10 protein-coding genes and 2 pseudogenes are annotated in these 11092 nt (G+C 64.0%); 2 read left to right on the top strand and 10 right to left on the bottom strand.

The features are described 5' to 3' along the window. Window positions 1–502 precede the first annotated feature (502 nt). The 7 genes and pseudogenes from ACXN5S_RS10420 to ltaE all read right to left on the bottom strand — a co-directional run bounded on the left by ACXN5S_RS10420 (window position 503) and on the right by ltaE (window position 8454). Window positions 503–664, bottom strand: coding sequence for a hypothetical protein (locus ACXN5S_RS10420; RefSeq protein ID WP_458605365.1), 162 nt, complete (start codon window positions 662–664; stop codon window positions 503–505). A gap of 29 nt (window positions 665–693) precedes the next feature. Further along, the gene (locus ACXN5S_RS10415; RefSeq protein ID WP_458605364.1) at window positions 694–1686 is read right to left on the bottom strand and encodes a fatty acid desaturase; all 993 of its coding nucleotides are present in this window, start codon (window positions 1684–1686) and stop codon (window positions 694–696) included. A gap of 426 nt (window positions 1687–2112) precedes the next feature. Next, on the bottom strand, window positions 2113–3186 hold the full coding sequence (locus ACXN5S_RS10410; protein ID WP_458605363.1) for an extracellular catalytic domain type 1 short-chain-length polyhydroxyalkanoate depolymerase: 1074 nt from the start codon (window positions 3184–3186) through the stop codon (window positions 2113–2115). 168 nt (window positions 3187–3354) lie between these two features. Further along, window positions 3355–4245 (bottom strand): transglutaminase-like domain-containing protein, encoded by an 891-nt coding sequence (locus ACXN5S_RS10405; protein WP_458605362.1) that lies wholly within the window; start codon window positions 4243–4245, stop codon window positions 3355–3357. A gap of 507 nt (window positions 4246–4752) precedes the next feature. Next, on the bottom strand, window positions 4753–5217 hold the full coding sequence (locus ACXN5S_RS10400) for a hypothetical protein (RefSeq protein ID WP_458605361.1): 465 nt from the start codon (window positions 5215–5217) through the stop codon (window positions 4753–4755). 1159 nt (window positions 5218–6376) lie between these two features. Beyond that, a pseudogene (locus ACXN5S_RS10395) lies at window positions 6377–7384 on the bottom strand (aldo/keto reductase). Window positions 7385–7413: 29 nt separating this feature from the next. Further along, a pseudogene (gene ltaE, locus ACXN5S_RS10390) lies at window positions 7414–8454 on the bottom strand (low-specificity L-threonine aldolase). 120 nt (window positions 8455–8574) lie between these two features. Between ltaE and ACXN5S_RS10385 the strand changes: the two are divergent. Next, window positions 8575–9048, top strand: a complete 474-nt coding sequence (locus tag ACXN5S_RS10385) for an Lrp/AsnC family transcriptional regulator (RefSeq protein ID WP_458605360.1) — start codon at window positions 8575–8577, stop codon at window positions 9046–9048. A 250-nt stretch (window positions 9049–9298) separates the two neighbouring features. Here the strand turns inward: ACXN5S_RS10385 and arsH are convergent, their stop codons facing one another. Beyond that, on the bottom strand, window positions 9299–10009 hold the full coding sequence (arsH, locus tag ACXN5S_RS10380) for an arsenical resistance protein ArsH (RefSeq protein ID WP_458605359.1): 711 nt from the start codon (window positions 10007–10009) through the stop codon (window positions 9299–9301). Then, entirely contained in the window at window positions 10006–10239 is a 234-nt protein-coding gene (locus tag ACXN5S_RS10375) for an ArsC/Spx/MgsR family protein (protein ID WP_458605358.1), read from the bottom strand. Before ACXN5S_RS10375 ends, arsH begins: the two co-directional genes overlap by 4 nt. Before the next feature lie 5 nt (window positions 10240–10244). Between ACXN5S_RS10375 and ACXN5S_RS10370 the strand changes: the two genes are divergently transcribed. Next, complete coding sequence (locus ACXN5S_RS10370; RefSeq protein ID WP_458605357.1) at window positions 10245–10712, top strand: type 2 periplasmic-binding domain-containing protein; 468 nt, start codon at window positions 10245–10247, stop codon at window positions 10710–10712. Here the strand turns inward: ACXN5S_RS10370 and ACXN5S_RS10365 are convergent. Further along, window positions 10699–11046 carry a cyanase gene (locus tag ACXN5S_RS10365; RefSeq protein WP_458605356.1) on the bottom strand — a complete coding sequence of 116 codons (348 nt, stop codon included), beginning with the start codon at window positions 11044–11046 and terminating at the stop codon, window positions 10699–10701. The genes ACXN5S_RS10370 and ACXN5S_RS10365 overlap by 14 nt on opposite strands. Window positions 11047–11092: the final 46 nt, after the last annotated feature.

Below are 11092 nucleotides of genomic sequence, written 5' to 3'. Positions count from 1 at the left end.
CACCCGATAGAGTAGAGTCTATGCCAGCTTCATCCGCATAGCTGACCGTCACCCCCGAAAAAATGCTGCGCGGTGGACGAATGGCCGGTTTGGTTAAGCTGCGCTGCGGCAACGGCTAGGGCCTGATCGGCAGCTCTGGGCCGGTCGCGACGGGCGCGCCCATGCTGCAATGGCGAACGCACCCAACATCAACGTGGTCGATCTGGGCTGGAAGCGGACTTGCGGCGCCGCAGCGGGTTAGCCACCAGGCTGGCATCAGCGGACGTCGCTCACGGCCCATTGCTGCTATTCGCTGGCCGATTCATCGGCGCGGCGCGGCCACACGAAACCTGACATTCGAATACCACGCCGCATCTCTGCAGCTTAGATGACAGCTGAGCGGAGCGAAGATGCCGCTTCGCGTTATGCTATTACTCCGAGCTTGCCTGGCCTGCTCCCAGCCACGGATCGGTCCACCGCAGAATGAAAGCGGGGCCGCCCAAAGGCGGCCCGACATGGTCTCTCAGCTCGACTGCGTCGTGTCAGGCGACGCTTCCTTGTTCGCCTTGCGGATCGTGTACGCCGTCGAGCGGAAGCGGCGGGGGCCGCGGGAGCTGCCAGGCTTGGCCGGGGCCTCGAGGAAAGCTTTGAGGTCGAACGGTTTCTTCGGGGACGAATAACCCATGTCGGGATCCTTTTTGAGGGAGGGGAAAATCAGGCGGCCATGCGGGGCGGTGCGATCTGCGGGACCGCGCGCGCTTGGTGGAAGGTCATCAGTTGCCGGCGCTCTTCGTCCCACAGGTGAAGGCGGGCGCAGCGGAAACTCTGCCAGAGGGTCAGTCGCTGTGCCATGTCGAGCCCCGGATGGTCGCGCAGGACTTCCGCGAGCCGGTAGAACGGCACGCGCGCGTGCAGGTGGTGCACGTGATGTGCCCCGATGTTGGCGGTGAACCAGGCCAGCGGAGCCGGCAGCACAAGATGTGAGCTGCCATGCAGGGCGGCATCGTGAAGATCCCACTCGGGCTCATGGTCCCAGACCGTCTTCTCGAACTGGTGTTGCACGTAAAAGAGCCACATGCCGATGGTGGCACCGACGAGAATCGTGGGGCCGATCGCATAAAGCGCCGCAGCCCCGCCGAGCCAGATACCGATGCCAAGCATCACGGCAATGGCGATATTCGTCAGCATGGCGCTGACCCAGTAGCGCCGGCCCGCCCGCATCTGTCCGGCCGGCACACGATTGCGCACCACGAAGACGAACGCGGGGACGATGCCGAACAGGAATAGCGGGTGACGATAGAGGCGATAAATCGCCCTTCGCAGCGACGAGAGTTGACGGTATTCGCCCACGGTCAGCGTGGGAATGTCGCCTAGGCCGCGCTCATCGAGATTGCCGACGGAGGCGTGGTGCAGCGAGTGCGACCGGCGCCAGACATCAAAGGGCGTCAGCGTCACGACACCGAGGATACGCCCGACCCACTCGTTCACGGACCGCGAGCGGAAGAGCGCTCCATGGCTGCAATCGTGCTGGATGAGGAACAGGCGGACGAGGAAAGCGCCGTTGACGGCAGCAATCCCTGCCGCAAGCAGATGGCTTATCGAGAGCGCCCAGCTGGAAAGGGCGAGCAGAGCGACGAAGGGACCGACCGTTAGCGCGAGCTCGAGCGCGCTGCGCCTCGGCGAGGGGTCACGATAGGCCGAGAGCACACGGACCCAATCTCGTCCTGTCTGCGGTGGGGCGGTCTGATCTTGAAGAGCTCGCAATCGGGAAAATGTCCTGTCGGGCTTGGCTGCCAGGGGAGGACGCACGGTTCAGAGCGTGCGCAAGGCGACCAGGAAGCGACGCCGGAGAGGCGTCATCGTGGAACGGATGGCTAGAAAACTGCGCCGGCGCACAAGACGGGCTAGCGGTGGTTCGCCGGGGCAGGCTTCTGCTCAGTCGGCGATAAAACGAGAACGGAATCATCTCCGCTCAACAATTCATGTAGGTCTGTCTATGCAGAAAGCATCACGAACCGCAGAATAAATTGGCGCGGCATCAGCAAGTCGCTGAAAGGACTGGGGATATATATATTTCGATCCGGCCCCTTGCCCCAGAGGTTTGCGACCGAATGTGGGCCAGGCCGAAGTGCGTCAGCACTGCGCTGAAAAGAAGCGGACCATCTCGGCCGAGGCATCCGGGCCCGAGGGGTCGGTGAAGGAGCCTGTTTGCGAGCCACCGGCCCAAGCATGGCCTGCTCCGGCCACCTCCCAAAGCTCCACCGGACGACCCGCGCTGTTCGTGCCCGAGGTCACCCGGGTTGAGCGCCCGCCAGAGGCGGTGGTGCGGGTGGTGCTGCCCGTCAGCGGGCCGGTGATCTGATGGGTGTTGCCGGGGGCGACGGTCGTATCCGCCAGCCCCTGGAACACGATGCAGGGCACGGTAACCGCCCGGGCACCGGGCGCTGGGGTGCCGCGCATGGCGGAAAGGGCCGACATCACGTCCCGTGCGGAACAGGGGGCAAGGCCGGAATGGATGCCGACAGCACCGAAGAGCCGGGGATGGGTATCAGCCAAGATGGCGGCCATCGCTCCGCCCGCTGAAAGACCGCTCACGAAGACATTGCCGTCGGGCACAGAGAGGCCCTCGGCGACAGACCGGGCGAGGTCTGCAAGGAGGGCTGGCTCGCCACCGGCAGCGGCCTGGTCGCTCACCCGGAACCAGTTCCAACAGGACGAGGAATTATGAGAGCGCGTCTGCTCCGGCCAGATCGTGGCGAAGCCGGCCGCCTCTGCCGCGGCCACCATCTGCGTGCCGCGGGCGAAATCGAGTGCGGTCTGCGTGCATCCATGCAGCATCATGATGACCCCGCGGATGGCGGAGTGATCGGCGGGAACGTGCAGCCAGTAGTCCCGCGCGCCATGGGCCGAGTGATGGCCATGCTTCTCAAGGCCATCCTGCCCTCTTGGGTCTGCTCGGGGGACCGCCTTGGCGGGCGGCGCGTCCTCAACGATCACCGCGTCTTCGACCGGCTCCGCCGCCCGCGCCCTTCCTCGTGGCCGCTTGGTGCCCCTCGCAGTAGCCAACGGCCTTGCTGCCGCGCCCGCCGGGGCGGATGCGCCGGCGCCGTTCAAGGCGGCTTGGATGACGCGCGTTGCCTTGGCCGGGTTGCCTGCAAGGGTCAAGTCGAGCGAGCGCTGCATGGAGACTTTGAAGACATCGTTCATTTGGTCTGCCTTTCCGGCAAAAGACCCCAAGGCTCGCCGCTGCGGGCGAGGCGAACGGTCAGGAACTGAGAGCGATCAGGTCGCCCTCCCCGGCAGTTTCTGTCTAGAACGCCGAAGCTGGAATAGGTCAGATAGGCACGATGCTGCACTGCAGCAAGAGGGCCGGTGCTACGAGGTCCCCGCCATCGCGAGCGTCAGTGCGGGGGCGCTGGGTAGGCGGGACAAAAGGGCTTGCCGTGCGCTGTCGTCAGCCGATGCATCCACCTCGTCGCACCAGACTCGGAACAGCGTCATCTGGTAGGCGCCGAAGGAGGTGAGCATCGCCCCGTCGGCGGCATCCCTGCCGCGCACCATGAGAACCCGCCCGATGCGCGGCGTATTATAGCGCGCGTCGAACGTGTACCAGCGCCCATCCAGATAGGCCTCGAACCACGCGCAGAAGTCTCCTGGCCCCGAGGGCGGGACACCGATATCGCCAAGGTAGCCGCTGGCATAGCGGGCGGGGATGTTCATGGCCCGGCAGAGCGCGATGGCCAAATGCGCGAAATCGCGGCAAACGCCCGTGCCCTCGCGCATCGCCTCCGAGGCGGTCTTGGTGGGCCGTCCGAACTTGTAGCCGAAGGTCAGGTGGTTATGCACGAAGTTGCAGATTTCCTGCACCCGCGCCCAGCCCGGCGCCACCGCGCCGAACAGCTCCCACGCGCGGGCCGTGAGCACATCGGAATCGCAATAGCGGCTGGCGGTGAGGAAGGGCAGTGTCTCGGGCGGCAGCTCGCCGACCTCGTGCTGGTAAGCGTTCCAGTTGTATTCGTCCGGCGCACCGTCATCCTCGACGAGGTTGTCCGACCAGATGCGCAATGGGCCTGGTGGCGCCAACAGCCGGGCGCGGCGGTTTTCGAACGGATCGAGGAATTCCTCGATCGGCACCGATGGCTCGGAGCGGATATGATCGTGACCTATCACCCGGCCGCCGAAGGAGGAATGCGGCGATAGCGCCAGAATGAGCGGTAGCGGGGCCGGGCTCTCCAGCGCGATTTCGAAGCCGAAGCGGATGAACATGTGTCTTGGTGCCTTTCATGGCAAATGCTGGAGAACCCGACACGTCTCCCGGTCACTTGGCCCATGGGGCATGACTTTGCGAATTGTCGATTTTGGCTTGCTGCTTTCGGATAGGTAGTAGCGACCACTGCGACCGTCCACATCTTTGCGACATGATCGGCCCCGAAGGGCCGCTACGACTAGCCATCCACCACTCTCCAGATTGTTGTTTTGCCAAAGCGCTAAGGTTTGGTCTCCGCCGTGGAATCCTCGACCGCTGACGGAGCGAACGGCTGCTACCCGCCCTACCGCGACCTTGGTGTAGAGAGCAGCGAACGACTGCTTCCCGCCCTTCCTTGACCTCGGTGGCGACCGCGGCGAACGGCTGCTCCCCGCCCGTAGCGCCACGATCGGTTGCGCGGGGGCGCTTCTTATATCTGCACTTTGCAACGACTCCCTACAGAAACTCCGTCTCTTATAGGAAGACACACTGCCGTGGAGACCGGCCGCTGGGACCCGGCCCGACCTTCAGCGAAGGTCGATCATCTGCTCGCTGACCGGCTCGTAGGATCCAGATGTTCCGGACGCTCCGCCAAAGTTGCCTGCACACCATGCGTCCAGATGCCGCCGGACCAGCATCAGGTCTTCAAATTCACCTCCGACGATGAGGTTCAGAGGCCCCTGCCCCTCACGGCCACCACTGACCAGCCCTTCCCGCAGCCAGTTCTCCCCTTCGGCCTCTGACGAGAAGACCGTCTGAAGAGCGGCCCAGATCCCAAGTAGCGCGGAAATGTTCAGGAGGACGTCCTGGGGAAGGGTGATATCCTCACTGGCCACCGCAGCTGCGACCCAGGACCGGTAGCTCTCTACGCCAGGCGCGCCGAGGCATGAAGTTCGCTGCGCTTCTGACATCGCCCACCGGTCGGCGATCGCGATGAACCCGCGGAGCGACGGGCCACTGAGGCGTGTTTTGGTCGAGTCGAGACTATCCACGTTCCACTCCTACCCGCCAACCTCCACGTCCCCAAGCCTGTCCTGTTCTTCCCAGATTCGGCCTCCATGGCGGAACCTCGGACCGTGGTTGGGCGATCGGCGCGGTGACCGACGTCGGCCGTCAATCAGCGCCTACGCTCGCAGAGCCTTCTCTTGCCGATGCCTATTGCTCGGTGTGATCGCGCCGTAGAGTTTCGTCAACGTCCGGCTCCCAGACCGACATCGGTCGCACCGCTCCAGCCTGCCTATTCCCGCGAGCCGCTATAGCGCATGGCGGCAAGCCATCCAGCGGCAAGTCGAGCCGTTTCCGGCCCGGCGCGATGAGTGGTCTCGATCATCCACATCGTCTCGGCATCCGGTCGATCTGGCCGCTTTCGAACAGCCCGAAGGTGATCGAGTCGATGTCTTCGACCTCGAGCCCAGCCCGCAAAGGATCGACGCCGAGAAGCCTCCCGAGCCACCGTTTGCGAACGCCGGCGCATCGGAGACTGGCGGCTGGGGAGACGTGCTGCAGTTCACCCATTGTTCCCGAAACTGTCTTGTGCGACGGTGTGCGCTAGGACTGTAACACAGCGGTCCGCGATCCGTTCGAACTTCTTTTAAGTTCAATGGCTTGTATCGCGGAGGAATTTGGCTCCGGTCCCTACCGCCGGAGCCAATTTCCCTCTCAAGTCTTTGATCTGACGCAGGAACTGCATCCGCAGCTCCAGTCGTGTCACACAGGTGTGTCGCACAAGGGTGTCGCACACCGGGAGTTCGAAACCGGTCCGGACCGCCTCTCGATGGAGGCGAACGATGACGATCCAGACTCACCTGTTCCGACGCGGCGCCGTCTGGACCTGGCGTCGCCGGCTGCCGGCTCAATCCACAGGTAATCGCTGCATCCAGCTGTCTCTGCGGAAAACAGACCTACTGTTGGTTTAATGCGACAATTACCGGAGCGTGATCAACGGGGTGTCTCTCTGTCTCTCCGCCATAGCGCTGCCCTTGCGCAGGCAGATCTTCCAAAAAACCGTTTTATTTCAGCCATATAATGCTTTCCAGGCCTACCCATGGCACTCTTGCCGCCGCATTGGGGCACGTCGGATTTGAGCCCAGATCCACTGATCTGAAGCAGTACCGAGAATGTCGGCAGGCGCTTTCTCGAACCTCCACATAGCTACCGGACGTGCCGCAGCAGATCGCCGATGATCGCGTCGATCTCGGCGACCGTTTCCCTCGCGAGCGGGCCCCTGTCGATCACCCCGAAGTTGTCCCTCGCCTGCTCGGGTGTCCGGCAGCCCGGGAGGGGGATCGCCCGGCTCGATTGCTCCAGGCACCAGGCCAGCGCGCCTTGGGCGACGGTGCGGCCGTCCGTGGTCAGCAGGGCCCGGACGGCCTCGACCGCTTCGACGAGCGCTTTCGTCGGAGCGCCGGTCTCGTCGTAATAGCGCATCCAGGTCAGGCCGCTGCTGCGCATGTCGTTCGCGCCCACCTTCGGGCTCTGCCCTCGGTACTTGCCGGACAGCAGCCCCATCGCCAGCGGCTGACGATTGAACGACCAGAGGTCCCGGGCCTCGATGGCGCGCAGTAGATCGTCGGCGGGCGAAAAGAGATTGAGGTCATGCTGGACGGCTTCAAACCCCGGCAGATCCGCGAAAGCCATCGCGCCGCCGAGATCGTCGTTGCTCTACCCGAAGGCACCGATCTTGCCGGCCTCCCGGGCCTCCGAGAGCGCCTCGAACACGCCGTGGCTGCGCTCTGCCGGGTGCCGGTTGACGTGGAACTTCACCAGATCGAGGTGATCGGTGCCGAAGCGGCGGAGGGAGGCGTCGATCGCCGCGGTGATGTCGTCCTTGTCGTCGGTGGGGCCGATGATGTCGCCGCTTGCCGGGTCGCAATTCGTGCCGGCCTTCGTGCAGATGACGAAGTCGTCGCGGTCGATGCCGCTTTCCCGGATCGAGCGGGCGATCACCTCCTCGGCGTGACCCGCCCCGTAGCTGACGGAGGTGTCGATGATGCGCACGCCCATGTCGAACGCCGTCTGAAGCGTGCGGACGGATGTATCGTCATCCACGTCGCCCCAGCCAATCGGCTTGCCGCCGGAATATTGCATTCCCCCCATGACCCATGTGCCGATACCGATCCTCGGGGCGCTCTTGCCGTTCCAAAGCGTGATGTTGTCCATCGTGATCTCCATGTGTTTGGGGGTGGTCTTCAGGCCGCAACCGGCTGCCGCGCGAAGGCGGAGAGATGATCGAGCGTGGTCTGGAATTTGGCGTCATCGATATCGAGATGCGTGACCCACCTCTGCCGGGATCCTGTCCCCGAGACGGCAATGCCGTGGTCGGCCAGGAACGCGCGGAAGCTGGTCTCGATGGCCGGATCGACATCGCAGAAGACCATGTTCGTCTGTGCGGGATGGGGCCGGAGGCCCTCGATCTCTGCCAGCGCTGCGACAAGCCGGGCCGCCTTGTCGTGATCATCGGACAGGCGCGAGACGTGATGCTCCAGCGCGTAAAGCCCCGCGGCAGCCAGAACACCGGCCTGGCGCATGCCGCCGCCGAGCATCTGGCGATGGCGGCGCCCCGTCTCGATCAGATCCGCCGGCCCGACGAGCAGCGAGCCGACCGGCGCCCCGAGCCCTTTCGACAGGCAGAAACTCACGCTGTGAACATGCCGCGCGATCTCGGCCACCTCGACGCCGAGGGCGACGGCCGCGTTGAACACCCGCGCTCCGTCGAGATGCAGGGCCAGCCCATGGCGCTGAGCGAGGGCCGAGACCTCCGCGATGTAGTCGAGAGACAAGACCTGCCCGTTGAACGTGTTCTCGAGGGCGATCATCCGCACCGGGGCTGAGAGGATCGAGGGCCTAGAGAGCGCGTCTTCGATGTCGGACAGGAGCAGCGTTCCGCCGACCTGGTTGCGCAGAACCTGCGGCTGGACGGAGGCCACGACGGCGGCGCCGCCAAGTTCCTGTCCATAGCTGTGCGACCGGTCGCCGACGATCTAGGCGTCCCCCCGGCCGCAATGGCTCATCACCGCGATCAGGTTCGATTGCGTGCCCGACGGCGTGAAGAGCGCGCCGGTCTTCCCGAAAAGCGCCGCCGCGTGTTCTTCCAGAGCGCGCACCGTGCGATCGTCACGATAGTAATCGTCGCCGACCTCGGCCGTAGCCATTGCCTGGCGCATGCCGGGGGTGGGCCGCGTGACGGTATCACTACGGAAGTCGATCCGGATGTCTTGGTGTCTTGGCATGGGGTCGTCCTCGGTGCTTCGGTTGGAGCGACCCTGACTCATTGCGGATGAAATGGGTGATTGAAGATTGGTGAGATTTGCAATCTAATTGCAAGGCTACGCAATCCAGGAGCAAATCCGATGGATCGGATCGACCGGAAGATTGTCGCACTGCTTCAGCAGGACGCCGCGATTCCCAACAACGATCTCGCCGATCGCGTGGGGCTCGCACCGTCCAGCTGCCTGCGGCGTGTCCGTCGGTTGAAGGCTGAGGGCGTCATCACCCGAACCGTCATCCTGACGGACCCCAAGAAGATGGGGCGCGCCCTGAAGGCGATCATCACGGTGAAGCTCGCCGATCATGGCAAGTCAGCGCGCAGGGAGTGGCTGGCCGACCTCGACCGCGAAACCGCCGTCTCGCACGTCTACTCGGTGTCAGGCGAGACCGACGCGGTGATCATGCTGAACCTTGCCGATATGGAGGAGTTCCAGGCGCTGAGCGAACGTGTCTTCTCCGACAACGCGAACGTCATCCAGTTCACCACCATGTTCGTGCTGGAACAGCACAAGGCGGTGCTGGCGCTGGAACCCTGCCTCCAGAGCGACCTGTCCTGAGGATGTCGCTATGGTGGGTTTCGTCCGCTTGACCGAACTCCCGCCTCCGCCCAAGCGTGCAAGCGCGGCGAACGACAGCTTGGGCGAGCTGCGTGGCAGCAAGCTGGGCCGTCTCTGAAGGTCGGCTTAAGGGCGTGAGCGACAGTCCCTGCGGCCAGCCAAGTGTTCATCTTGCTTCGCCGCCGCATGTCCACTCCGAGCCCACTCATGCCATTCATTCTTCTTCGAAAGGCTGTTCCGAGGTACCAGATCAAAGTCTGGACTTATTGACCCGGTTCGAAAGCTCGGCTGCGCTCTCGACGCGCTCGGAATAGCGGTCCGTTAGGGCGGCAGAGCGTCCGCGCACCATGTAGGTGAACTTCATCAGCTCCTCCATCACGTCGACGATCCGCAGGTAGAGCGGCGAGGGGCGCATGCGTCCCGCCTCGTCGAATTCGTCCCAGGCCTTCGGTACCGAGGACTGGTTCGGGATCGTGACCATGCGCATCCAGCGACCGAGGATGCGCATCTGGTTGACCGCGTTGAAGCTCTGCGACCCGCCGCAGACCTGGCAGACGGCAAGCGTCTTTCCTTGCGTCGGGCGCACGCCACCGAGGGACAGCGGTATCCAGTCGATCTGCGCTTTCATCACCGCCGACATCGCGCCGTGCCGCTCGGGCGAGGACCAGACCATGCCTTCGGACCATGTCGCGAGCTCGCGAAGCTCTGCGACCTTCGGGTGACCCGCCTCTGCGCCGTCGGGCAACGGCAGGCCGGCGGGATCGAAATGGCGGACCTCCGCGCCCCAATGCGTCAGGAGGCGCCCCGCCTCCTCTGCGACGAGCCGTGAAAAGGACCGCGCGCGAAGGGAGCCGTGCAGGATCAGGATGCGCGGGGCGTGACCATCATCCTTCGCGCCCACGTAGTCTGCGGGGTCAATGCGATGCAGGTGTTCGAAATCGATGTTCGGCAGGTCTGTCACGGGATCACCACCTCTCCGTCTTCCTTGGTGAAGGGCCCGATGTCGGGGTTCTCGAGGATCTCGAGCTCGATTTCCGACGGACGGCAGAGCTTCGTGCCCTTATCGGCGATGACGATGGGGCGATTGACCAGGATCGGGTGCGCCATCTTCGTATCGACGAGTACGGCTTCCGTGAGCGAGGGATCGTCGAGTCGCAGTTCTTCGTAGGGCGTGCCCTTGCAGCGCCGCAAGTCGCTTGCCGAGCGGCCATCTCGGCGATTGTCACGATGAGCCGGTCGCGGATCGGGGGCGTCTGGAGATCGAGGATCACCTCCGGCTCGCCCCCCGACTGCCGGATCATGGCGAGCACGTTCCGCGACGAGCCGCAGGCGGCGTTGTGGTAGATGGTCGTCATCGATCAAACCTTCTTCAGCTTAGCGACCGCATTGTTGCTCTGGCCGAGCACGGGATCGATCTACCCTTGCGGATGGGCGACCTGGAGGATTCGCGGCTGCTGTCGCGCCGGCTGCCGCCCTACCAGATCCTGCTTTGCCTCGCCCGGGTACCTAGCAGAACGCGGTATACCGGCCCATCCCGACGAACTGAAGGTCATGATACTGTCGGCCTGCGCTATCAGAGCACGGGCAAGACCTACCGCTGGCCATTCCTGATCGGAGATCGCGAAAGCGAGCTGATGCCGTCCGCGGGCATCACGGTCGATTGACCCGGTCGCCCTTGGGGTTCTCGACCCGGGACACGGACATGTCGAAGTCGATCGCCGACATGATGCCGTCGCCGAACTTTTCATGAATCAGCGCCTTGATCGTCGGGCCGTAGACGCCGACGACTTCGTTCAGGCGGTAGATGGTAGAATCGCGTTTGCTCGTAGAACGGATTGCGCGTGGAAGGATCGACGGACAGACGGTCATGAAGACGGCGCCAATGAAACTCCCATGGTCTTCGGAGCCTCGACGGGTCCGAAAGCACCTCCCCAGCCTTTGCACCGCCGCAGAAGCGATGGTCTCCGGACCTCGCGGAGCCGCCAGATAGATCAGCATAGGCTGACGCCAAACATTCAGTTCCAGAGGCACAAAGCCGAGCGGC

The organism is Pseudoroseicyclus sp. H15 (assembly GCF_054353345.1).
Note: the sequence above shows the minus strand (reverse complement) of the source record. Positions and strands in the feature narration are given on the sequence as shown.

Bases quoted from the DNA above. Each gene is read 5' to 3' on its own strand.
- ACXN5S_RS10420 (WP_458605365.1), bottom strand. From the start codon at position 664: ATGGGTTATTCGTCCCCGAAGAAACCGTTCGACCTCAAAGCTTTCCTC.
- ACXN5S_RS10410 (WP_458605363.1), bottom strand. From the start codon at position 3,186: ATGAACGATGTCTTCAAAGTCTCCATGCAGCGCTCGCTCGACTTGACC.
- ACXN5S_RS10405 (WP_458605362.1), bottom strand. From the start codon at position 4,245: ATGTTCATCCGCTTCGGCTTCGAAATCGCGCTGGAGAGCCCGGCCCCG.
- ACXN5S_RS10385 (WP_458605360.1), top strand. From the start codon at position 8,575: ATGGATCGGATCGACCGGAAGATTGTCGCACTGCTTCAGCAGGACGCC.
- ACXN5S_RS10365 (WP_458605356.1), bottom strand. From the start codon at position 11,046: ATGCTGATCTATCTGGCGGCTCCGCGAGGTCCGGAGACCATCGCTTCT.